Origin of the sequence: Agromyces sp. LHK192 (genome assembly GCF_004006235.1) — a bacterium.
Taxonomy (GTDB): Bacteria; Actinomycetota; Actinomycetes; order Actinomycetales; family Microbacteriaceae; genus Agromyces.
The window spans coordinates 261,397-284,070 of record NZ_CP034753.1 but is presented as its reverse complement, the minus strand read 5'-3'; the positions used below and the strand labels follow the sequence as shown (position 1 = coordinate 284,070).

The following is a 22,674-nucleotide window of genomic DNA, read 5'->3' as shown; positions in this document are numbered from 1 at the left end:
CCGATGAAGGGAAGAACAACGATGTTTCAACACAAGCGGCGCGCAGGTGCGCTGACCGCCCTCGCCGTGGGCGTCGCGCTCGTCGCGAGCGGTTGCGCGGTCGACTCGGGCACCGACGGCGGCGACGGCGGCGGTTCGGGCGACTCGGGCAACCTCGCGATCACGTTCCTGCCGAAGAACCTGGGCAACCCGTACTTCGACACCTCGTCGGCCGGCGCGCAGGAGGCCATCGACGAGTTCAGCGGCACGTTCGCCGAGGTCGGTCCGGCCGAGGCGACCCCCGACGCGCAGGTGAGCTACATCAACACGCTCACGCAGCAGGGCGTCGGCGCCATCGCGGTGTCGGCGAACGACCCGGAGGCGATCTGCGACGCCCTCAACGAGGCGCGCGACGCCGGCGTCAAGGTCGTGACCTTCGACTCCGACACGAACCCCGACTGCCGCGACCTGTTCATCAACCAGGCCACGTCCGAGGGCATCGCGAAGATCCAGGTCGACCTCATCGCCGAGCAGATCGGCGGCGCCGGCGAGATCGCGATCCTCTCGGCGTCGGCGAACGCGACGAACCAGAACGCCTGGATCGAGCTGATGGAGGAGGAGCTCGCCGCGAGCCACCCCGACATCACGCTCGTCGAGACGGTCTACGGCGACGACGACGACCAGACGTCGTTCGACAAGACCGCGGCCCTGCTGCAGACCCACCCGAACCTGAAGGGCATCATCTCGCCCACGACGGTCGGCATCGCGGCTGCCGCGCGCTACCTCTCGACGTCGGAGTACAAGGGCACGGTCGCGCTGACCGGCCTCGGCACCCCGAACCAGATGCGCGAGTACGTCGAGGACGGCACCGTCACCGCGTTCGCGCTGTGGAACCCGGCCGACCTGGGCTACCTCGCCTCGTACGCCGCGAAGGCGCTCATCGAGGGCGAGATCACCGGTGAAGAGGGCGACACGTTCGACGCCGGCAAGCTCGGCGAGTACGAGGTCGGGGCGGATGCCACGGTCCTCCTCGGCGACCCGTACGTGTTCGACGCGGACAACATCGGCGACTTCGACTTCTGATCGGATGTCGCGACGGGAGGCCCGGCCGGTGCGCACGCACGGGCCGGGCCTCCTGCCTTCCCCGTGGCCTGCCCCACTTCTCCCCTCTTGCTCCTGCCCCCTCCCTTCCCCCGGCCGAACTCCGGACGGACGGGCCGGCACGCCGACGCCGGCGTGCGGCGCGCGGCATGTCGGGCGGGTTGTCCGGAGTTCGGGCGGGCGCGTCGAGGGGCGCGATACTGACGGCGACCGGATGCCCCGGATGCCCGGGTTGCGCGACCCGCGGGGCATCCGTAGTATTGAAACGATTCATTGACGGAACGGGAGGTGCTCGATGACGAGCCCCACCACGCCGGAACGCGTCTGCTTCCAGCTCCAGGTCGACCCGTCGCGCCTCGACGAGTACCGCGAGCGGCACGCGGCCGTCTGGCCGGACATGCTCCGCGCGATCGAGGCATCCGGCCGGCGCAACTACTCCCTCTTCCTCCGCGAGGACGGCCTGCTCGTCGGCTACTACGAGACCGACGACGACGCGGCATCCCAACGCGCGCTCGAAGCCGACCCGCGCACCGCCGCCTGGGAGGCCGACATGGCCCCCTTCTTCATCGCACTCGACGGAGCGCGACCCGACCAGGGCGCCCCGCGCGTCGTCGAGGTGTTCAACCTCGAATCCCAACTCGCCGCGCTCGACGCCGAAGCCGGCCGTTGAGACATCCGCGCTGAACCTCCGCACTCAGACATCCAGCCCATCCAGAAAGCAGGAATCGTGTCCATCCTCACCGACGAGATCCAGGCCCAGCTCGCTGCGCAGGCCATCGAGCTGCCCAGCTGGGCGTTCGGCAACTCCGGCACCCGGTTCCGGGTGTTCACGACGCCGGGCACGCCACGCGACCCGTACGAGAAGATCGCCGACGCAGCCCAGGTGCAGCAGTACACCGCGCTCGCCCCGACCGTCGCGCTGCACATCCCGTGGGACAAGGTCGACTCCTACGACGACCTGCGCAGGCATGCCGAAGACCTCGGCGTGCGGCTCGGCACGATCAACTCGAACACGTTCCAGGACGAGGACTACAAGTTCGGCGCCCTCACCCATGAGGACCCGGCCGTGCGCCGGAAGGCCATCGACCACCACTTCGAGTGCATCGACATCATGCACGCGACCGGCAGCCGCGACCTCAAGATCTGGCTCGCCGAGGGCTCGAACTATCCGGGCCAGGCCGACCTGCGCGGTCGCCAGGACCGCCTGCACGAGTCGCTCCAGGAGATCTACGCCCGTCTCGGCGACGAGCAGCGCCTCGTGCTCGAGTACAAGTTCTTCGAGCCGGCGTTCTACCACACGGATGTCCCGGACTGGGGCACCTCGTACGCCCAGGTCGCCGCGCTCGGCGACAAGGCGATGGTCTGCCTCGACACCGGCCACCACGCGCCGGGCACGAACATCGAGTTCATCGTCATGCAGCTCCTGCGCCTCGGCAAGCTCGGCTCCTTCGACTTCAACTCGCGCTTCTACGCCGACGACGACCTGATCGTCGGCGCGGCCGACCCGTTCCAGCTGTTCCGGATCATCTTCGAGGTGCTCCGCGGCGGCGGCCTGAACAACCCGGATGTCGCGTTCATGCTCGACCAGTGCCACAACGTCGAGGACAAGATCCCCGGCCAGATCCGCTCGGTGCTGAACGTGCAGGAGATGACGGCTCGCGCGCTCCTCGTGGACGACGCGGCGCTGCGCGCCGCGCAGGTCTCGGGCGACGTGCTCGAGGCGAACCGCGTCTTCATGGACGCGTTCTACTCGGACGTGCGCCCGGCGCTGGCCGAGTGGCGCGAGTCGCGCGGCCTGCCGGCCGACCCGATGCGCGCGTTCGCCGACTCGGGATACCTCGCGAAGATCGCCGAGGAGCGCGTCGGCGGCACGCAGGCCGGCTGGGGCGCGTGAGGTCAGCGTGGCGCGAAGCGACACGCTTCCTCACGAAAGGCGGAGCAGGAGTCAGGCGACGCGCCAGCGTTGACTGACGTATCCGGCAGACCACGAAACGCATCCAGTCACGACAGCCACGGGCTCGACAGCCACAGACTCGAAGGAAACGAAGGACCATGACCAACCAGGCAGCAGCCGAGCTCATCGCACGGTCGAACCGCCTCGGCGCCGACCCCAAGAACACCAACTACGCCGGCGGCAATACGTCGGCCAAGGGCACCGAGACCGACCCGGTCACCGGCGAGCCCGTCGAACTGCTCTGGGTCAAGGGGTCGGGCGGCGACCTCGGCACCCTCACCGAGCAGGGCCTCGCGGTCCTGCGCCTCGACCGCATGCGTTCGCTCGTGAACGTGTACCCGGGCGTCGACCGCGAAGACGAGATGGTCGCCGCCTTCGACTACTGCCTGCACGGCAAGGGCGGCGCGGCTCCGTCGATCGACACGGCCATGCACGGCCTCGTCGACGCGGCGCACGTCGACCACCTGCACCCCGACTCGGGGATCGCGATCGCGACCGCCGCCGACGGTGAAGAACTGACCGGCAAGATCTTCGGCGACGGAGCAGGCGGACAGCGTGTCGTCTGGGTGCCGTGGCGCCGCCCCGGCTTCCAGCTCGGGCTCGACATCGCCGAGATCAAGCGGGCGAACCCGCAGGCGATCGGATGCATCCTGGGCGGGCACGGCATCACCGCATGGGGCGATACCTCCGAGGAGGCCGAGCGCAACTCGCTCTGGATCATCGACACGGCCGCCGCGTACATCGCCGAGCACGGGGCATCCGAGCCGTTCGGCTCCGTCGTCGAGGGCTACGAGCCGCTCGATCCGGCCGAGCGGCGCGCCAAGGCCGCCGCGCTGGCGGCGACGATCCGCGGCGTCGCGAGCCACGACAAGCCGATGGTCGGCCACTTCACCGACGCCGACGTCGTGCTCGACTTCCTCGCGTCCGAGCGTGCGCCCGAGCTCGCCGCACTCGGCACGAGCTGCCCCGACCACTTCCTCCGCACCAAGGTCAAGCCGATGCTGCTCGACCTCCCGGCAGGCGCCTCGATCGAGGAATCCGTCGCCCGACTGCACGAGCTGCACGAGGCGTACCGCGCCGACTACCAGGCGTACTACGACGCGCACGCGGATGCCTCGAGCCCCGCGATCCGCGGCGCCGACCCGCTCATCGTGCTCGTGCCCGGCGTCGGCATGTTCAGCTACGGCGCGAACAAGCAGACGGCCCGCGTCGCGGGCGAGTTCTACGTCAACGCGATCAACGTGATGCGCGGCGCCGAGGCGCTGTCGACGTACACGCCCATCTCCGACGCCGAGAAGTTCCGCATCGAGTACTGGGCGCTCGAGGAGGCCAAGCTCCAGCGCATGCCGACGCCCAAGACCCACCAGGGCCGCATCGCGTTCGTCACCGGTGCGGCGTCGGGCATCGGCAAGGCGATCGCGACCCGGCTCGCGGCGGAGGGCGCGTGCGTCGTCGTCGCCGACCTCGACCTCGAGAAGGCGCAGGCGGCCGCCGCCGAGCTCGGCGGCACCGACGTCGCGATCGGCGTCGCCGCGAACGTGGCGGATGCCTCGGGCGTGCAGGCCGCGATCGACGCGACCCTGCTCGCGTTCGGCGGCATCGACCTCGTCGTGAACAACGCGGGCCTGTCGCTGTCGAAGCCGCTGCTCGAGACCACGGAGGCCGACTGGGACCTCCAGCACGACGTCATGGCGAAGGGCTCGTTCCTCGTCTCGAAGGCGGCCGCGAAGGCGTTGATCGAGCAGCAGATGGGCGGCGACGTTATCTACATCTCGTCGAAGAACTCGGTGTTCGCGGGCCCGAACAACATCGCCTACTCGGCGACGAAGGCCGACCAGGCGCACCAGGTGCGCCTGCTCGCGGTCGAGCTCGGCGAGCACGGCGTGCGCGTCAACGGGATCAACCCGGACGGCGTCGTGCGCGGCTCGGGCATCTTCGCCGCCGGCTGGGGGGCGAACCGCGCCGCGACCTACGGGGTCAAGGAGGAGGACCTGGGCCAGTACTACGCGAACCGCACGATCCTCAAGCGCGAGGTCGTCCCCGAGAACGTCGCCGACGCCGTGTACGTGTTGACCGGCCCCGAGCTCAGCCGCACGACCGGCCTGCACATCCCCGTCGACTCGGGTGTCGCCGCGGCGTTCCTGCGATGAGCGTGGGCCGGGCCGGCACGGTCGCCGCCGTCGACCTGGGGGCGACGAGCGGGCGGGTGATCGTCGGCCACGTCGACGGCCGCACGGGCACGCTCGCACTCGACCAGGTCGCCCGGTTCCCGAACGGGCCGGTGCGCCTGGCCTCGGGCCTGCACTGGGACTTCACGGGCCTGTACCGCGACGTGTCGCGCGGCCTCGCCGACGTGTTCCGGCGCGAGCCGGGCGTGCGGTCGGTGGGCGTCGACTCGTGGGCGGTCGACTACGGGCTGCTTCGCGGCGACCGGCTGCTCGGCGAGCCGTTCCACTACCGCGACGAGCGCAGCGCGCAAGCGGTCGCGGGCGTGCACGAGTCGGTGCCGTTCGAGGAGCTGTACCGGCGCAACGGCCTGCAGTTCCTGCCGTTCAACACGGTGTACCAGTTCGCGGCAGAGCGCGAGGGCGGATGGCTCGGCCTGGCCGACACCGCACTGCTCGTGCCCGATCTCGTCGGGTTCCTGCTGACCGGCTCGCGGGTCGCCGAGCGCACGAACGCGTCGACGACCGGCCTCCTCGGCGTCACGACCGGCGAGTGGGACCTCGAGCTGTGCGAGCGGCTCGGGTTCGAGGCATCCGTGCTGCCGCGCCTGGTCTCGCCCGGCGAATCGCTCGGCGGCCTGCGGCCCGACGTCGCGACCGAGCTCGGTGCGCCCGACGGGCTGGAGGTCGTCGCGGTCGGCTCGCACGACACGGCGTCGGCCGTCGTCGCGGTGCCGATGCGACCCGAGTCGTCGGCCTACATCTCGTGCGGCACGTGGGGGCTCGTCGGTGTCGAGCTCGGGGCGCCGGTGACGACGGATGCCGCGCGCGAGGCGAACTTCACGAACGAGGGCGGCGTCGACGGTCGCATCCGATTCCTGCACAACGTGATGGGGCTATGGCTGCTGAGCGAGTCGGTGCGCTGGTGGGAGCGCGACGGCGACACGATCGACCTGCCGACGCTGCTCGCGCAGGCCGGCGCGGTCACCGGCGACGTTCCGGTGTTCGACGCGAACGACCCGCGGTTCAGCCCGCCCGGCGACCTGCCCGGACGGATCGCCGAGTGGTGCGCCGAGCGCGGGATCCGCGCCCCGCAGACCCGTGCCGAGTTCGCCCGCTCGATCATGGAGAGCCTCGCCGAGGCGTTCGCCGACGCGGTGCGGCAGGCATCGATCCTGTCGGGGGTCGACGTCGAGGTGATCCACGTCGTCGGCGGCGGATCGCTCAACGAGCTGCTCTGCCAGCGCACCGCCGACCGCTCGGGGCTGCCCGTGCTCGCCGGGCCCGTCGAGGCGACCGCGATCGGCAACGTGCTCGTGCAAGCCCGGGCGCAGGGGTTCCTGGGCGAGGGCGCCGACCTCGAGACGATGCGCGCACTCGTGGCATCCGCCTTCGTGCCGCGCCGCTTCGAGCCGCGTCCGTTGGTCGAGTAGCGAAGCGTATCGAGACCGCGATCGGTCGCCGCGACTACGCGGCCGCGGCGACCGGTGCGGCCTTCGCGGGCGCGGATGCCGCCGCCACGCGCCCTGCGGCGTGCTCGGGGTTGCGCATGCCGGCGGCCGAGACGCCGATGCCGTAGGTGACGAAGTGACCGGTCGGTCGCACCGCGACGCCGATGAGCGCGCCGTGCGGGCCGTCGTCGGTGACGTCGAGCCCGTGCAGCAACGCGTGGCTGACGTCGGGCGCGAGCTCCGCGGCCGGCACGATCTCGGCGACGCCGGTGAACGTGATGGTCGCCGCGGGAACCTTGATCCACGGCATGAGCGGCACCTTCTTCGCGACCGGGACCGTGACCGAGACCTCGGGATTGGCGGCGATGTGCCGCGCCTTCCACATGCCGGCGTTCGTGGTGAACCAGATGCGGCCGTCGTGGACGTGATGCATCAGCCCCGCGGTGCGCGATGCACCGCTCGCGGTCGTCATGCCGACGACCATGAAGTTCGTGCTCGCGATGGCCTGCCAGACCTCGTCGCGTGTGATGTCGACCATGATCACCCTCCTGCATACGGGTTGTGCTTTACACTGTCAAGCAGACGATACGACAGGGCGCTTTACGACGTCAAGTATTTCGGTTGACATTGTCCAGCGATGCCGCCGTCGACCGCCACCCGCCGACGAGGCGATCACGCCGACGAAGGGATGCCGCATGAGCTCCGGCCTGCTCGACCAGCCGGCGACGCCGAGCCCGTCGGTGCTCGAGATCGAGGCGATCCTGCGCGAGCACGGCGGATCGCGCGCCCCCGGCCGCATCGCGCTGCTGCGCGCCCTCGAAGACCTCGCCCGCGAGCAGGGCGTCAACCACGTCGGCCTGCGCGAGGTCGCCCGACGCGCCGGACTCTCGCACGCAGCGCCCACCCACTTCTTCGGGAATCGCGAGGGCATGATCCGCGCGCTCGCCATCGAGGGGCTCGAGCTCATCGCCGTCGAACTCGGCAGCGCGCAGGCGCGCGCCGCCCACCTCCCGGGGCGCGAGCGACTGCTCGCCGACTCGATCGAGTTCGTGGCCTTCGCGCAGCGGCATCCGGCGCACTACGACGCGATGTTCCGCACCCCGCCTCCCGCGGGCGGCGACCCGCTGCTCGACCGGGTCCGGCTCGCCGCACTCGGATGCCTCCGCGACCTCGTCGTCGACGTGCACGCGGCCGGCGACGTCGGCGGCGACGTCGAGACGACGTTCCTGCAGCTGTGCGCCATGAGCCACGGCATCGCGTCGCTCGCGGTCGACGGCCTGCTGCACGGCGTCGACACCGTGGTCGAAGGACCGGCGGCCGGGGCCGTCATCGAGCGCATCCTCCGCGCGCAGGTCGACCAACTGCCCTGAGGCCGCTCACCCGCGCCGGCCCGAGCCGCGCCGGCGCGCCCGCCGGCGCCGATGTGAGGCCGGGTCAGTGCCCGTGGGCGAGCTGCTGCAGGCCGACGACCCCGAGCCCGAGCGCCACGAGCGTGCCGAGGGCGAACACCTGCTGCCACCAGGGCAGGCGCGTGCGGCGCACCGCGAGCCATCCGATCACGCCGAGCGTCACGAGGTACACGATCGACGCCGCCCGCAGCGCGGGCTCCAGGTCGAACACCCCGAGCCAGGCCAGCGCGAGCAGGACCACCGGCACCGCGGCGGACGCGAGCGCGGAGCCCGCGACGCCTGCGAGCTGCGCGACCCGGGCACGTCCGGGGAAGGCCTGCTCCACGGTGAGCTCGGCGACGAGGTCGGCCACGAAGCCGGCAGCCGAGATCGCGACGATGCCGGTCGCGAGGGTGAGCGTGGCGCGCGCGGCGTCGAGGTGCTCGGCGCCGTTCAGCTGGACGAGCACGATGGCGAGGCCCGTGAAGCTCGCGTAGACCCGCTCCTTCAGCGCCTCGGCGCGCTCCTCCGGCAGCCGAGGAGGTCTGCGGCGACGACTCCGCCGCAATCGGCCCGTGCGCTCCGGGGTCTCGCTCATGCCGAAACGCTACCGGGGCGGAGGGCTGGAAGGATGGAGCGATGACCGATCGCCGCCTGCTCGTCACCGTTCCCGGCGCCACCCTGCGCGACGCCGTCCTCGCCGAGGGCGCCCTGCCCGACGGCGTCGACCTCGTCGTGTGGGACCTCGACTCGCCGCCGCCCGCCGACGCGATCGACCTGGTCGTGCCGCCGTACATGGGGGCGTCGCCGAAGCTCGTCGCCCTGCGCGACGTGCGCACGCGGCTCGTGCAATCGCAGTCGATCGGCTACGACGACGTGGCGGAATACCTGCCGCCGGGCAACGTCTTCGCGAACGCCGCCACCGTGCACGAGGCCTCGACGGCCGAGCTCGCGGTCGGCCTCGCGATCGCCGCGCAGCGCGGGCTGCCCGACTACGTCCGCGCCGCGGCCGAGGGCCGGTGGGCACCCGCCCGGCATGCGAGCCTCGCCGACCGGCGCGTGCTCATCGTCGGCTACGGCGGCGTCGGCAAGGCGGTCGAGGCGCGACTCGAGCCGTTCGAGGTGCGCATCACCCGCGTCGCCAGCCGAGCCCGCGACGACGAGCGCGGCCGCATCCACGGCATCGACGAACTGCCCGCGCTGCTGCCCGACGCCGAGATCGTGATCGTCGGCGTGCCGCTGAACGAATCCACGACCGGACTCGTCGACGCCGCGTTCCTCGCAGCCCTCCCCGACGGCGCGCTCGTCGTCAACGTGGCCCGAGGCAAGGTCGCCGACACCGATGCGATCCTCGCCGAGGCCTCCAGCGGCCGGCTCCGGATCGCCCTCGACGTCACCGACCCGGAACCGCTGCCGGAGGGGCATCCGCTCTTCGCCCTGCCGAACGTGCTCGTCTCGCCGCACGTGGGCGGCGCGACGAGCGCGATGATGCCCCGGATGGCGCGACTCGTGCGCCGACAGATCGAGCGGATGCTGCGCGCAGAGGACCCCCTCAACGTCGTGCTGCGCACCTGAGGGGCCGCCGGGCCTGCGTGCCGCCTGCCGCACTGCCCGGCCGCCCGGCTTCTCCGGCGCCGGGCCTCCGAAAATTCAGGAGATCCGGCATGTTACGCCAGTCCAGTACCCTCACCTCCGGGATCTCCTGAAGTTCTGCGGGGCAGCGCCGGGGTCTGAGCCCGCCCGCCCCGCCCCAGCCCGCCCCAGCCCGCACCGCCCCGAGTCATCCACAGGCCGACGTTCCCCGTCCACGGATCCGCCCCTCGAGGCCCGCGAGTCGGGCTCCGCCCGCCACACTCGGCGCATGACCCCCGACGCGAGACTGCTGGCGATCCTGCGCCGCGCGGGCGGCGCCGCGGGTTTCGGTGAGTTCGAGGCGTCGGGTATCCCGCGTGCCGAGGTGCTCGCCGCGGTTCGTCGCGGCGATGTGGTGCGCATCCGCAACGGGTGGTTCGCGGCGCGAGATGCGCCGCCCGACGTCGTGCGGGCGGTGCGTGTGGGCGGGGTCGCGACCGCCTCGACCGTCGCGCAGCTGCATGGGCTCTGGGTTCCCGAGCGCGATGTGCTGCATGTGCGGGTCGCCTCGAACGCGAGTCGCCTGCGTGCTCCGCATGACCGGAGGATGCCGCTCGATCCAGGGTCGCACGGGGTCTGCGTGCACTATCGGTCGGGTGATCGGAGGCCTGTTGGCCGCGATCCGCTGACGGTCGCACTGGGAGAGATGTTCGCGTGTGCGCAGATGTCGGACGCGCTGGCGGCCGTCGAATCGGCGGTCGAGACGGGCGTCCTCGATCCCGGGCACCTCGACCTGATCCGCCGGGCGATGCCGCCGGGTCGCCGTGCAGACCTCGATCGGTTCGACTTCGGCGCGCAGTCGGGGCTGGAGACGAAGGTGCGGTTGTTCCTGCGCAGCCGGAGGGTCCGCGTTCGCACGCAGGCGCCGATCGACGGGGTCGGGTCGGTCGACCTGTTGGTCGGCGATCGACTCGTCATCGAGGTCGACGGCTGGTCGTTCCACCGCGAGCGCGACCAGTTCGAGAACGATCGGCGCCGCGACTTCGAGCTCATGACACGCGGATACCTCGTGCTGCGGCTCAGCTACCGGCAGGTGATGCACGACTGGCCGCGGACGTCGGCAGGCATCCTCGCGCTCATCGCGCGCGGCGAGCACCGGTGGTCGGGCAGGCGCCCGGGGCCGCACCCGCGCGTGGTGTGAACGCCGAGCAAAGACCTCCGAGCGGCGAACTCCGGGCGAAATTCAGGAGATCGGGCACGATGCATCCGCTGGGTGGGCGATCTCCCGGGATCTCCTGAGGATTCCGATCGGACCTGCGGAGCGGGATGCCTCGGTCAGGGCCCGCCGATCCCCAGCCGGGTCCACGTGCCCAGCCCGTTCGCGTCGAAGAACTGCAGGTTCATCGTGTCGGCGATGCCCGCGAGGTCGAAGGTCGCCGACGACTTCGAGCCCCATGGGGCGTTCTCGCCGTGCGGCACGAAGGCGAACACGTCGCCGTCCCACGGCTCGAGCTCCAGTTCGTACCCGCCGTCGGGGCCGAGCCGGACGACGAGCCCCTCGCCTTCGACGGTGACGACCGCATCGCCGAAGTACGGGTTCGCCCACGTACCCGCGTACGCGTCGAGCTGGCCGGGCGCGGCGGCATCCGTCGGCTGCTCCTCACCGGCGAGGTCGCCGACGGGCTCCATGTAGTGCCCGAGCGCGACGCCGTAGTCGGCGAGCCAGTCGCGGTGCGGCTCGCCGAACTGCACCCGGTCGAGGAACGTGCTGACGATCGCCTCGGGCACCCCGATGGGCGAACCGTTCGTGATCGCGACGACCCCGAGACCGAGCGCCGGCACCACCTGGAAGTTCGTCGCCGTGCCCTCGCTGAACGCGCCGGAGTGGCTGTAGGTGGTGTGCGCGGTCGGATCGACGCCCGTGTTGAACCCGTAACCGTAGAAGCTCGCGCGCAGCGCGGAGTCCGACGAGTGGCCGGACACCACCTGGGGGGTGAACGCGGCGGTGAGCGCGGCGGAATCGACGAGCTCCTCCCCCGAGGACGTGCCGTTGCCGATGAGCAGCGACATCCACTTCGCGAGGTCGAGCACGTTCGAGCTCACGCCGCCGGCCGGCGACTGGGGGTCGGCGTCGCGGTCGTAGAGCTGCTCGTACTCGCCGTCGACGATGGCGTGCATGGCGGCCTTGTTCTCCTGCGCCTCGAAGTCCTCGTAGCGCGAGCTCGTCGAGTCCATGCCGAGCGGTTCGTAGAGCGCCTCGTCCGACAGGGTCGCCCAGTCGGTGCCGACCGCGTTCGCGACCGCTTCGGCGCCCGCGGTGAGGCCGAAGTTCGCGTAGTGGTAGGTGGTGCGGAAGGGGTCGAGCGGCTGCAGGTCGAGGTGGTCGAGCACGTACTCACGGTCGTACCCGACGTCCTCGAGGTCGTCGCCGGCCGCGGGCGGCAGGCCCGACCGGTGCGCGAAGAGGTCGCCGATCGTGACCTGCTCCGTCACCCACGGGTCGGCCAGCGCGAACCCGGGCAGGTATTGCGCGGCCGGGGTGTCCCAGGTCAGCTCGTCGTCGAGTTGCGAGGCGACGACGGTCGCCGCGATCGGCTTCGACATCGAGGCGATGCGGAACACGGTCGACGTGTCGACGGGCGCGTCCTCGCCGAGCTCACGCACGCCGTACCCCTCGGCGAACAGCAGCTCGTCGCCCTGCACGACCGCGACCGCGACTCCCGGCACCCCGGAGGTCTCCATGATCTCGGCGATGTCGTCGGGGAAGGCCGCAAGCGCTGCGTCCAGCCCGCCCTCCGCGCCCTCGACGGCGTCGCCGGGTGGCGGGCCGTCGGCGCTCACCCGCGGCGCGTACGGCTCGGGCTCCGGAGCGCAGCCGGCGAGCACGACAGCGCCGAGCGCCATCATGCCGATCGCCCCGACGGTCACTGCAGACGTGCGCGTGCGACGAAGCGTCATGATCTCCCCCTGACCGGCGACCCCTGACCGGCGACGTCGCGAGCCTATCGGGGAGTGGAACGGACCGTCTGCCCCGCATTCGGGGCAGGCCCGGGGCGCCCTCCCCGCGATCAGCGCCCGCGCCGTCCCCCGCGATCAGCGACCGCGCCGGGCCTCCGAGGCGGGGCCGTAGATGACGATGCCCGTGATGGGGATGAGCAGGAAGAACAGCCATGCCCAGGCCCAGCCGTCCCACGCGAACCCGGCGATGAAGAAGAGGCCGAGCGCGAGGAACGGCATGAACGCCATGATGGTCGCGCCCCACGGTCCGCCGAGGGCGCGGCCGCTGCCCCAGCCGTCGGCACCGCGCGGGTGGCCCGGGTGACGTCCGGGCGGCGGGGCGTTCCAACCGGGCTGGCTCGCGTTCCAGCTCGACTGCGGCGTCGTCGCCGTCCACTCCGGCGGGACGGGCGGCGGGGTGAGGTTCGGCGAGCCGCCGTCGGCGGCCGACCTGGGCAGGTCGTCGAAGAGCGGCGCCAGATCGCCCCAGGTCACGGCGGAACGCACGGATGCCGCGCGCTCGTCGAACTCGTCGGGCGTCAGTCTGCCTTCGTCGCGCGCGGTGCCGAGGGCGGCGACGGCGTCTTCGCGCTCGCGCGTGCCGAGGCGCTCCTGGGGGCGGGCGGGATTCGCGTAGTCGACCATCGACCCAGCATCCCGCAGTTCGCTCCGGCCGGGAAGAGCGGGCCGGGAAACCGCGAGACCGGAAATCGAGACCGCGAGGAGCGAGACTGCGAAGAGCCGCCTCCCGGTGCCGTCACAGCCGTCCGGCGTAGGCTCGTCGCCATGGCCGCTCAGGTGGAACCCCGCGTCGCCCTCTACTTCGACTTCGACAACATCGTCATCTCCCGCTACGACCAGCTGCACGGTGACAGCTCGTACCGCAAGGACACGTCGCGCTCCAAGGCGCCGGCCGCCGGTACGAAGACGGCCGAGCGCCTCGTCGAGGCGACCGTCGACGTCGACGCGGTGCTCGACTTCGCCGCGACGTTCGGCACGATCGCGCTCGCCCGCGCCTACGCCGACTGGTCGAGCCCGGTGAACGCCAGCTACCGGGGGCAGCTCATCAACCGGGCCGTCGACCTGGTGCAGCTCTTCCCGTTGTCGGCGACGAAGAACGGGGCCGACATCCGGCTCTCGGTCGACGCCGTCGAGGACCTGTTCCGGCTCGACGACCTGACCCACATCGTGATCGTCGCGGGCGACTCCGATTACGTCGCGCTCGCGCAGAAGGCCAAGCGCCTCGGGCGCTACGTCGTCGGCATCGGCGTCGCGGGCGGCACCAGCCGGGCGCTGATGGCCGCGTGCGACGAGTACGCCGACTACGACGCGCTGCTGTCGACGGACGACACCGTCGATGCCGACGAGGCCGCCGACGCGGAGGCGCAGGCGAAGGCGAAGACCGGCGCGGATGCCCCGGCCGAGGCCGGCGCCGCCCCGAAGCGCTCCCGCGGCGGGAGGAGCCGCCGGGCGAGCTCCGACGGGACGACCGCGGCGAAGGCCGGAGCGGCGGACGCCGCCGAGGCGCCCGAGGCCTCCGCCGAGGCCCCCGAGGTTCCCGTCGCGAAGGGCCTGGCCGTGGCGTTCTCCGCGGCGGAGGCACCCGAGTCCTCTCCCCCGTCGCGCAACCCGAGCCGCCTGATGCTGAAGGCGCTGGAGCTGATGCGGGCGAAGAACGACCAGGAATGGCAGGCCACGGGCGCCGTGAAGAGCCAGATGCTGCGGATGGATCCGTCGTTCCAGGAGCGGCGCCTCGGCTTCGACTCGTTCACCGATTTCGTGAAGTCGCGCGGCGGGGTGGTGGAGCTCGACGAGGCCGCGAACAAGATCCGGGTGCGGCCGAAGCAGGACTGACGCCCCCGCGACACCCATGGTCTGACCACACGTGGTAGCGTGGTCGGACCACATGGGAGGAACGCGCGTGACGATCGAGCAGCAGGACACCGCCGCCACCCCCTCGCGCGCCTGGCGCACCGTGCTCGAGCACATCGAAGCGCGGCTCATCGCCGGTGACCTCGCACCCGGCGACCGCCTCCCCGGCGAGCGCGCGCTCTCGACCGACCTCGGCGTCGGGCGCTCGAGCGTGCGCGAGGCGCTGCGCGTACTCGAGGCGATGGGACTCATCCGCACGGCGACGGGCTCCGGCCCGAACGCCGGCGCGATCATCATCGCGATGCCTGGCGGGGCGATGAGTTCGCTCATGCGCCTCCAGGTCGCCGCGCGCGGCTTCCCCGTCCGCGACATCGTGCGCACGCGTCTCACGCTCGAGGCATCCGTCGTCGGCGAACTGGCGGATGCCGCTCCGGCCCGCGATCTCGCCGACGCCGACCGCCTGCTCGACGCGATGGACGACGACGACCTCACCCCGGCCGAGTTCCTCGCGCTCGACGCGCAGTTCCACCTCGCGCTCGCGGAGGCATCCGGCAACCAGGTGATCACCGCGACGATGGCGGGCCTGCGGGGCGGCATCGAGGCGTACGCGCTCGACGGCCTCGCGCGCATCGCCGACTGGGCGAGTACGCGCGGCCGGCTGCGCGGCGAGCACCGCGGCGTCGTCGACGCGATCCGGGCGACGGATGCCGCGCTCGCGCGCACCCGCATCCACGACCACATCTCGGGGTACTACGCCGAGATCTCGCTCGGCGACTGACCGCCGGCGGCTCGCCGGAGCGCCCACCGAAGCACCGCAGACCACGCATCCAGACCCACGCACCCAGACCAGGAGACGACATGGCCCGCAAGCCCTCCCCCGCCGTGCAGCGGCAGTTCCCGAAGCCGGCGGAGATCCTCGAGCTCATGCAGTTCAAGACGCCGACGCTCGACCCCACCGACCGGCGGCTCGAGAAGGCGATGACGATCGCCGACCTCCGCGCGATCGCGAAACGCCGCACGCCGAAGGCGGCGTTCGACTACACCGACGGCGCGGCCGAGGGCGAACTGTCGATCAGCCGTGCCCGCCAGGCGTTCGAGGACGTCGAGTTCCACCCGTCGGTGCTGCGGAACGTGCCCGTCGTCGACACGACTCGCGAGGTGCTCGGCGGCCCGAGCGCCCTGCCGTTCGGCATCGCGCCGACCGGCTTCACCCGGCTCATGCAGACCGAGGGCGAGACGGCCGGCGCCGGCGCCGCGGCCGCCGCGGGCATCCCCTTCACGCTGTCGACGCTCGGCACGACGTCGATCGAGGGCGTCAAGGCCGCGAACCCGAACGGTCGCAACTGGTTCCAGCTCTACGTGATGCGCGACCGCGAGATCTCGTACGAACTGACCCGCCGCGCCGCCGCCGCCGGGTTCGACACGCTGTTCTTCACGGTCGACACCCCCGTCGCCGGGGCGCGCCTGCGCGACAAGCGCAACGGCTTCTCGATCCCGCCGCAGCTCACGCTCGGCACGGTCGTCAACGCGATCCCGCGACCGGCCTGGTGGATCAACTTCCTCACGACCCCGAAGCTCGAGTTCGCGTCGTTGTCGACCACCGGCGGCACGGTCGGCGAGCTGCTCGACGCCGCGATGGACCCGACCATCTCGTTCGACGACCTCGACATCATCCGCTCGATGTGGCCGGGCAGGATCGTCGTCAAGGGCGTGCAGACCGTCGAGGACGCGAAGCTGCTCGCCGACCGCGGCGTCGACGGCATCGTGCTCTCGAACCACGGCGGTCGCCAGCTCGACCGGGCCCCGATCCCGTTCCACCTGCTGCCGCACGTCGTGAGCGAGGTCGGCTCCGACCTGGAGGTGCACCTCGACACGGGCATCATGAACGGCGCCGACATCGTCGCGTCGGTCGCGCTCGGCGCCCGGTTCACGCTCGTCGGACGCGCGTACCTGTACGGCCTCATGGCCGGCGGCCGCCGAGGCGTCGACAAGACCATCTCGATCCTGCGCACCGAGATCGAGCGCACCATGAAGCTGCTCGAGGTCTCGACGCTCGACGAGCTCGGTCCGCAGCACGTCACGCAGCTCGCGCGACTGCAGCCGGTCGCGCGGCCCGTGCAGGCCGCCGCCGAGCAGGCGAACGCCTCGAAGCCGACGACCGTCCGGTCGCCGCGCAGCACGGCGGCGAAGCCGGCGGCGGCCAAGTCGGCCGCGGCGAAGCCGGGCACCACGGCCAAGCCGGCCGCAGCCAAGTCGGCCGCAGCCAAGTCGGCCGCAGCCAAGCCGCGCCGCTCCTCGACCCCCGCGTCGCCCAAGGCGTAACGCGTCAGCCGGCCCGTGTCGGCGAGGCGGCGGAACGACGGATGCCCCGGGGCTCGGCTGGGTTCCAGCGAGCCCCGGGGCATCCGTCGTGAAGTGCCTGCGGTCAGCTCAGTTGCAGGTGTAGGTGACGCCGTCGACGTCCCAGACGCCCGGGCCGAGCTCCGAGCAGATGTCGGCGAGCGAGCCGACGGCCGCGATGCTGATGATGATCACGATCACCGTGACGATGACCCCGATCACGAGCAGGATCGCGCCGACGATGATGCCGGCCTTGGCCGGACCGTTCTTGAAGCCGGCCTTCTTGGACTGCGAGTTCGCGACGATGCTCAGGATGAGGCCGATGAGCGGCATCAGGATCGCGAGCACGAGGCCGACGATGCCGAGCGTCTTGCCCGGGAAGGTGTCGGGGTTGGCGGCCGGCGCACCGGCCGGTGCCGGCGGGGCCGGCGGAACGGGCTGCGAGGGCGCGGTGGGCGGAACGGAAGCCGCAGGCGGGGCCGGCGGAACGGGCGGCTGTGCCGGCGGAACGGGCTCGCCGGAGGGCGGCACGGGCGGCTGTGCAGGATCGGTCACGGTGTCTCCTCGTGTCGGGAATCCGGATCGAGCGTCCGGCTCATGCATCGTAGTGGTCAACCGGACTCGGCGGTCGGATTTCCTCGCGCGTTGTGGATGGCCGCCGGTGCGACGTCTCGCGTCACGCCCGCCCGCCGGGGCGTGAGGACTCGGCCCGCTCCTCGTCGGTGGGGGCCGTGATGGCCTGGCCGATCGTGTGCACGGCCGCGAACTTCGCCATCTTCTGCGCCTGGTCGAACTGCTTGCGACGCCGCTTGATGAGCTTGGCGCGCGCCTCGGTGCGTTCGAGCGCGTCGAGCCGGTCCTCCATCGAAACCGGACGACCGCGTCGGATCGGCACCCGGCCGACCCTCGCAGCGGTGCCGCCACGTGCCGACCGTTCCAGCCGCAGGGCCGTGAGCGAGGCGAGGCTGAACGCCCGGCGCGGATCCCGCCTGCGCTCGGAGCGGGCGATGCGCAGCGCGGCACCGGCCTGTTCGGCGACACGCTCGATCCGCGCCCGCCGGGGCGTGCCCGTCGGCAGCGAGCCTGCGAGCCGGCGCGCCTCCTTTCGGGCGGCCTTGGCGGCCGCGATCGCGTCCTTCGCGACCCTGCGTTCCCGCTTCATCCGCTTCGTCACGGTTCCCCCTCGTCGATGAGGTCCAGGAGGCGCTTCGCGGCGTCGCGGATCTCGTCGTGGTCGAACTGGCCGGCACGGCTCTCGATGGCGATGACCCCGGAGCGACGGACGCGCCGAAGGTCCCCGTACGGGAACGAGTACGCCCCCTTGGTCTCGGGGTTCTCGTCGTCGTCGATCCCGAGGTACCAGTGCCGGAACTCGGTCCAGCCGTGCGCGTCGACGAACCGGTTCTCGGCGTCGGCCGTCGGGGCGTGCTCGCTCCAGTCGCCGGGCTCGTCTCGCACGACCTTCCCGTCGCGGACGAGGGCACGCGCCTGGCGCAGGGCTGGTTCGTTCAGTCGGATCGACATGGTCGGCCTCCCGCTGCCCGTGGATCGGGCTCCCTACCGTGGTATCCGCGGGAGGACCACGCGGTCAAGGGGTTGCGGACACGACCGACCGCGGTCCGCCGTGGCGGGATCTCGCCGACCTGCGGCCGGATCCTCGCGGTGTCCGTGCGGGCTCGCGCTCGATGATGGTCGAAGCGACGACCGGAGGGTGACGACATGAACGGCGTGGTGGTACCCGGGATCGACGGGTCGGGTCCGGAGCATTGGCAGACGCTGTGGGAGGCATCCGACCCGGGGCTCGTGCGCTTCGCGCCCGCGTCGTGGACGGCGCCCGATCGCGACGACTGGCGTCGCGCGCTCCGCGCCGCGATCGTCGCGGCGGGCCCCGATGCGATCGTCATCGCCCACAGCCTCGGATGCCTCGCCGCCGTCGACGTGCTCACGGCACCCGACGCACCGCCGTGCGCGGGGGTGTTCCTGGTCGCGGTGCCGGATGTCGACGGCCCGCGGTACCCCGACGCGGCCGCTTCGTTCCGGCCCGTCCGGCCGACCCCGATCGGCGTGCCGGCTGTCGTCGTGGCGAGCACCGACGACGAGTTCGGCCCGTTCGCCGCGGTGGCGGGCTTCGCCGCCGACCTCGAGGCGCGGCTGGTCGTGGCCGGAGCACACGGCCACCTGAACGCGCTCAGCGGGATCGGGCACTGGCCCGAGGGCCGCGCGCTGCTCGAGGACTTCGCGGCCGAACTGCGCTCCGCGGTCTGAGCGACGCGGGCCGGTCATCCGTCACGGACGTACCGGCGCGGCGGAGCGGTGCCCGGCAGGCGCCGGGCACCGCTCACTTCAGGCCCGCACACGTTCGAACTCGGAGAACACGACCCCCGTGCGGTACACGGTCGTCTCGACCTCGGTGAACAGCCGGGGCTCGTAGGCCCCGGGCGCGAACAGCGGGATTCCCGCGCCGAACAGCAGCGGCTGCCGCTTGAGCACGAGCCGGTCGATCTCGCCGATCAGCGCCGAGGCGAGCTCGCCGCCGCCGCAGAGCCAGATCGCCCGGCCCTGCTCGGCCTTGAGTCGGCGCACGACCTCGACCGGATCCTCCGCGGTGACCTCGAGGTGCTCGGGCGCCCCGAGGTCGTCGTCGGCGTGCGTCCGACTGAACACGACCTGCCGGAGGTGCCGGTAGGGGCTGGCCGGCGCACCGGGCACGGAGTACGTGTTCCAGCCCATGAGCACGGTGTCGAACACGGGGTCGTCGGATCGCTCGATGCCGACGGCCGCGGCGATGTCGGTGGGGATCGTCTCGGCGTACCGCGCGTTGATGCCCTCCATGTGGTCGCCCTCGAAGAGGAAGTCGTCGAACCGGCCGTCGGGGGCCGCGATGTATCCGTCGAGCGACACGGCGACGTAGTAGACGAGTTCTCGCATGATGCTCCAATCACAACAGGTGTAGTGATCAGCAATGTACATCACCTGTAGTGGTTCCGCTACCATCGAGCCATGGCCAAGAACGAGGAACGCCGCCGGATGCTGGCCGACGCGGGCCTCACGGTGCTCGCCCGCGAGGGTTCGCGCGGGCTCACCCACCGCGCGGTCGACCTCGCCGCCGGGGTGCCGACCGGCACGGCCTCCAACTACTTCCGCAGCCGCGAGGCGCTCATCGACGGGCTCGTCTCGCGCATCGGCGAACGACTGGCGCCGACGCCCGACGACCTCGACCGACGCGGGGCCGAGCCGCCGAGCCGCGAACTCTTCGCCGACTACCTCCGCGACATCGTCCGAAGGCTGACGACCGAGCGCGAAGTGACGATCGCCCTCTTCGAGCTCCGGATCGAGTCGAGCCGTCGCCCCGAACTCGCCGCCGTGCTCGGCGCCTGGCAACGCGCCGGGTTCGAAGCCGACGTCGCGTTCAACGTCGGCGCGGGCCTGCCCGGCGGGCGACGCGAGGTCGCCCTGTTCCACTATGCGATCGACGGCCTGCTGCTCGACCGGCTCACGAGCCCGATCGACCCCGACGCCTCGACCGACGACATCGTCGACGCGCTGGTGGCAGGACTGCTTCCCCGGGACGGCGACTGACCGAGCGACACCCCCTGTTCGGGGGACGTGCCCCGCGGGCGCGCTGCCCGCATGCTTGCATCCATGACGCAGCTGGGTGATCCCCCCGCCCCACCCGAGTCGGCCCCCCTCGACGGCGCCCGCCTCCAGCACTCCATCCTCCTGCTCGACCACCTGGTCGACCACGGACCCTCGACGCGGAGCGAACTGGCCGCCGCCACCGGCCTGGGCCGCAGCGCCGTGACCGGCGTCATCGCCCGCCTGCTCGACGCCGGCGTGCTCACCGAGGAACCGGATCCCGCCGACGGCCGCGCGACCCCGCTCGCCCTCGTCGCCGCCCACCACGTCCTGCTGACCACCGAGCTCGCCGCCGACGAGGCGATCGCCACCGTGGCGACCCTCGACGGCACGGAGGTCGCCCGGTTCACCGAGCCATACGGGCCCGACGCCGCCCCAGCGCTCGTGCTCGACCTGCTCGCCGCCGTGCTGACCCGGGCCGTCGCGTCGAGCGAACGACGCGGCACGCCGGTCGCCGACCTCACCGTGCTCGTCGACGGTGCGGTCGCCGGCAGCCCCGCGGTCGTCGTCGAGGGCGCGCGCTTCGGCGACGAGCCGCTCGACGTGCTCGCCCAACTCCGCGCGAGGGTTGCGGTGCTCGCCGATCTCGAGCAGACCCTCCCGCAGCCGATCGTGCTGCTGCCGTCGGCGATCGCATCGGCATCGGCCGAGGCATCCGCGCTGGGCGTGACCGACCTGCTGTACCTGGAGGGCGACGCGGCGGTCGCGGCGGCGATCGTCGTCGACGATCGGCCGATGCGCGGCGCACACGGCCTCGCCGCCTCGATCGCACACCTGCCGATCGTGCCGAACGGCGTGCGCTGCGCGTGCGGACAGCGGGGATGCCTCGCCACCGTCGCCGACCCGGGCCATGTCCTCGAACGGGCCGGGCTCGCCGACCTCGACGCCGGCGCCGGACGTGTCGCCGCCGTCGCCGAACTGGAACGCCGTATCGACGCCGCCGACGACCGCGCCCGCTGGGCGTGGCTCGACGCGGCCCTCTGGATCGGTCGCACCCTGCAGGTCGTCGTTCCGGCCGTCGACCCCACCGTGATCGTGGTCGGCGGGTACTGGGGGCGGCACCTCGACGACATCGACGCCGCGTTCCGCGAGAACCGGCCGACCATCGCGGGCGGCGCGATCAGCTCGATCCCGCTGATCGTCGCCGCCGCCGCCGGACCGGAGTCGGCACTGATCGGCGCGCGCAGCCGCGCCCGCGCCCGCCTGCTCGCCGAACCGATGCGCCTCGCGGGCTGAGATGTCCCGTCGCGGGAATGGCGAGCGGCCCGCGACGATTGCACCCCTCATGTGCATGCTCGAGGACCCCCGACCACGCGGCGCGGCGATCGACGACGCGGCGACGATCGACCGGCTCATGGACCACCTGCACTGGTCGTTGCAGGCGTTCACGCATCGTGGACTCGGAGCCGGGGCCGCCTCGGTCGAAGACCACGCCGGCACGCGGTTCCACTTCGTGCTGTCGGGCGAGATCGAGCTCGTGCACGATGACGTCGTGTACCGCATCGAATGCGGCAGCTTCGCGCTCCTGCCGCGCGGCGGGAGCATCGTGATCCGCGCCGAACGCGACACCCGCCTCCTCAGCGCCTCGGTCGAGCTGCTCGGCACGCATCCCCTGATGATCCGCGCGATGCCCGACGTGCTCTTCTCGTACGACTTCCGGCGTCAGGAGCCGGGCCTCGCCTCGGTGCTCGACACGATCGCCGCCGAGGCCGGCCGGGCGCGCCCCGGCTCGAGTGCCGTGGTCGCCGGACTCACCGACGTCGCCGTCTCGGCCGCGGTGCGGTTCTGGCTCGAGCACGGCTGCGGCAGCGCACGGCCGTGGCTCGCGGCGGCGAACGACCACAGCCTGGGCCTCGCGCTCGCTGCGATCCATGCCGAACCCGGATCGCCGTGGACGGTCGACGCACTGGCCCGAGTCGCGCACGCCTCCCGGTCGCAGTTCGCCGAGCAGTTCCGCGCCGCCATCGGGGACACGCCCGCCCGGTACGTCACCCGGGTGCGGATGACGCACGCCGAACGGATGCTCCGCAACGGCGAACCGGTCAGCGGTATCGCCTATCGACTCGGCTACGACAGCGAGGACGGGTTCAGCCGTGCCTTCCGCCGCCACAGCGGCGTGGCCCCGAGCCGGTGGCGCCGCGAACGGGAGCAGGCCGTGCGGGTCGGATCGGCGGCGCCCATCGGGGACGACCTCCAGGCCGTGCCTGCGGTCGCCTGAG

Annotated in this window: 23 protein-coding genes; 15 read left to right on the top strand and 8 right to left on the bottom strand. The window is 72.1% G+C overall.

The features are described 5' to 3' along the window. The first annotated feature begins 21 nt into the window (after positions 1 to 21). The 5 genes from rhaS (at position 22) to ELQ40_RS01325 (ending at position 6,632) form a co-directional block, all read left to right on the top strand. On the top strand, positions 22 to 1,062 hold the full coding sequence (gene rhaS, locus ELQ40_RS01345; protein WP_127792059.1) for a rhamnose ABC transporter substrate-binding protein: 1,041 nt from the start codon (positions 22 to 24) through the stop codon (positions 1,060 to 1,062). Between the two features lie 313 nt (positions 1,063 to 1,375). After that, positions 1,376 to 1,750 carry an L-rhamnose mutarotase gene (locus ELQ40_RS01340; RefSeq protein WP_127792058.1) on the top strand — a complete coding sequence of 125 codons (375 nt, stop codon included), beginning with the start codon at positions 1,376 to 1,378 and terminating at the stop codon, positions 1,748 to 1,750. 57 nt (positions 1,751 to 1,807) lie between these two features. Further along, the gene (gene rhaI, locus ELQ40_RS01335; protein WP_127792057.1) at positions 1,808 to 2,974 is read left to right on the top strand and encodes an L-rhamnose isomerase; all 1,167 of its coding nucleotides are present in this window, start codon (positions 1,808 to 1,810) and stop codon (positions 2,972 to 2,974) included. A 158-nt stretch (positions 2,975 to 3,132) separates the two neighbouring features. After that, positions 3,133 to 5,184, top strand: coding sequence for a bifunctional aldolase/short-chain dehydrogenase (locus tag ELQ40_RS01330; protein WP_127792056.1), 2,052 nt, complete (start codon positions 3,133 to 3,135; stop codon positions 5,182 to 5,184). Continuing rightward, positions 5,181 to 6,632 (top strand): rhamnulokinase family protein, encoded by a 1,452-nt coding sequence (locus ELQ40_RS01325; protein WP_127792055.1) that lies wholly within the window; start codon positions 5,181 to 5,183, stop codon positions 6,630 to 6,632. The genes ELQ40_RS01330 and ELQ40_RS01325 overlap by 4 nt, the downstream gene beginning before the upstream one ends. 34 nt (positions 6,633 to 6,666) lie before the next feature. On the opposite strand, the gene ELQ40_RS01320 is transcribed toward ELQ40_RS01325, so the two are convergent. Next, positions 6,667 to 7,188, bottom strand: a complete 522-nt coding sequence (locus ELQ40_RS01320) for a pyridoxamine 5'-phosphate oxidase family protein (RefSeq protein WP_127792054.1) — start codon at positions 7,186 to 7,188, stop codon at positions 6,667 to 6,669. 157 nt (positions 7,189 to 7,345) lie between these two features. On the opposite strand from ELQ40_RS01320, the gene ELQ40_RS01315 reads away from it, so the two are divergent. Continuing rightward, positions 7,346 to 8,020, top strand: coding sequence for a TetR/AcrR family transcriptional regulator (locus ELQ40_RS01315; RefSeq protein ID WP_164863438.1), 675 nt, complete (start codon positions 7,346 to 7,348; stop codon positions 8,018 to 8,020). A 64-nt stretch (positions 8,021 to 8,084) separates the two neighbouring features. Here ELQ40_RS01315 and ELQ40_RS01310 read toward each other — a convergent pair whose 3' ends face one another. Then, positions 8,085 to 8,636, bottom strand: coding sequence for a hypothetical protein (locus tag ELQ40_RS01310; protein WP_127792052.1), 552 nt, complete (start codon positions 8,634 to 8,636; stop codon positions 8,085 to 8,087). A 41-nt stretch (positions 8,637 to 8,677) separates the two neighbouring features. Here ELQ40_RS01310 and ELQ40_RS01305 point away from each other — a divergent pair, with 41 nt between their 5' ends. Then, positions 8,678 to 9,613 carry a 2-hydroxyacid dehydrogenase gene (locus ELQ40_RS01305; protein WP_127792051.1) on the top strand — a complete coding sequence of 312 codons (936 nt, stop codon included), beginning with the start codon at positions 8,678 to 8,680 and terminating at the stop codon, positions 9,611 to 9,613. Positions 9,614 to 9,899: 286 nt separating this feature from the next. After that, a complete protein-coding gene (locus ELQ40_RS01300) occupies positions 9,900 to 10,811 on the top strand; it encodes a type IV toxin-antitoxin system AbiEi family antitoxin domain-containing protein (RefSeq protein ID WP_127792050.1) in 912 nt (303 codons plus the stop codon). A gap of 134 nt (positions 10,812 to 10,945) precedes the next feature. Here the strand turns inward: ELQ40_RS01300 and ELQ40_RS01295 are convergent, their stop codons facing one another. Further along, complete coding sequence (locus ELQ40_RS01295; RefSeq protein ID WP_127792049.1) at positions 10,946 to 12,568, bottom strand: serine hydrolase; 1,623 nt, start codon at positions 12,566 to 12,568, stop codon at positions 10,946 to 10,948. Positions 12,569 to 12,703: 135 nt separating this feature from the next. Then, positions 12,704 to 13,252 (bottom strand): DUF1707 domain-containing protein, encoded by a 549-nt coding sequence (locus ELQ40_RS01290; protein ID WP_127792048.1) that lies wholly within the window; start codon positions 13,250 to 13,252, stop codon positions 12,704 to 12,706. Between the two features lie 141 nt (positions 13,253 to 13,393). Between ELQ40_RS01290 and ELQ40_RS01285 the strand changes: the two genes are divergently transcribed. The 3 genes from ELQ40_RS01285 (at position 13,394) to ELQ40_RS01275 (ending at position 16,801) form a co-directional block, all read left to right on the top strand. Next, complete coding sequence (locus tag ELQ40_RS01285) at positions 13,394 to 14,461, top strand: NYN domain-containing protein (RefSeq protein ID WP_127792047.1); 1,068 nt, start codon at positions 13,394 to 13,396, stop codon at positions 14,459 to 14,461. Positions 14,462 to 14,528: 67 nt separating this feature from the next. Continuing rightward, entirely contained in the window at positions 14,529 to 15,257 is a 729-nt protein-coding gene (locus ELQ40_RS01280) for a FadR/GntR family transcriptional regulator (protein ID WP_240665886.1), read from the top strand. An 80-nt stretch (positions 15,258 to 15,337) separates the two neighbouring features. Beyond that, the gene (locus ELQ40_RS01275; protein ID WP_127792045.1) at positions 15,338 to 16,801 is read left to right on the top strand and encodes an alpha-hydroxy acid oxidase; all 1,464 of its coding nucleotides are present in this window, start codon (positions 15,338 to 15,340) and stop codon (positions 16,799 to 16,801) included. Between the two features lie 108 nt (positions 16,802 to 16,909). Here ELQ40_RS01275 and ELQ40_RS01270 read toward each other — a convergent pair whose 3' ends face one another. The 3 genes from ELQ40_RS01270 to ELQ40_RS01260 form a co-directional block, all read right to left on the bottom strand. Further along, positions 16,910 to 17,374, bottom strand: a complete 465-nt coding sequence (locus tag ELQ40_RS01270; protein WP_127792044.1) for a DUF4190 domain-containing protein — start codon at positions 17,372 to 17,374, stop codon at positions 16,910 to 16,912. A gap of 121 nt (positions 17,375 to 17,495) precedes the next feature. Then, positions 17,496 to 17,993: a hypothetical protein gene (locus tag ELQ40_RS01265; RefSeq protein WP_127792043.1), complete on the bottom strand. Its 498-nt coding sequence runs from the start codon at positions 17,991 to 17,993 to the stop codon at positions 17,496 to 17,498. Then, on the bottom strand, positions 17,990 to 18,343 hold the full coding sequence (locus ELQ40_RS01260) for a hypothetical protein (RefSeq protein ID WP_127792042.1): 354 nt from the start codon (positions 18,341 to 18,343) through the stop codon (positions 17,990 to 17,992). Before ELQ40_RS01260 ends, ELQ40_RS01265 begins: the two co-directional genes overlap by 4 nt. 195 nt (positions 18,344 to 18,538) lie before the next feature. Between ELQ40_RS01260 and ELQ40_RS01255 the strand changes: the two genes are divergently transcribed. Beyond that, complete coding sequence (locus tag ELQ40_RS01255) at positions 18,539 to 19,084, top strand: alpha/beta hydrolase (RefSeq protein ID WP_127792041.1); 546 nt, start codon at positions 18,539 to 18,541, stop codon at positions 19,082 to 19,084. Between the two features lie 78 nt (positions 19,085 to 19,162). Here ELQ40_RS01255 and ELQ40_RS01250 read toward each other — a convergent pair whose 3' ends face one another. Next, positions 19,163 to 19,747, bottom strand: coding sequence for a dihydrofolate reductase family protein (locus tag ELQ40_RS01250; RefSeq protein ID WP_127792040.1), 585 nt, complete (start codon positions 19,745 to 19,747; stop codon positions 19,163 to 19,165). Between the two features lie 72 nt (positions 19,748 to 19,819). Here ELQ40_RS01250 and ELQ40_RS01245 point away from each other — a divergent pair, with 72 nt between their 5' ends. From ELQ40_RS01245 to ELQ40_RS01235, 3 genes are all read left to right on the top strand, one after another. Continuing rightward, positions 19,820 to 20,398, top strand: coding sequence for a TetR/AcrR family transcriptional regulator (locus ELQ40_RS01245; RefSeq protein ID WP_127792039.1), 579 nt, complete (start codon positions 19,820 to 19,822; stop codon positions 20,396 to 20,398). A 63-nt stretch (positions 20,399 to 20,461) separates the two neighbouring features. Next, positions 20,462 to 21,691: an ROK family transcriptional regulator gene (locus tag ELQ40_RS01240; protein ID WP_164863437.1), complete on the top strand. Its 1,230-nt coding sequence runs from the start codon at positions 20,462 to 20,464 to the stop codon at positions 21,689 to 21,691. A gap of 55 nt (positions 21,692 to 21,746) precedes the next feature. Further along, entirely contained in the window at positions 21,747 to 22,673 is a 927-nt protein-coding gene (locus ELQ40_RS01235) for an AraC family transcriptional regulator (protein ID WP_164863436.1), read from the top strand. Position 22,674: the final 1 nt, after the last annotated feature.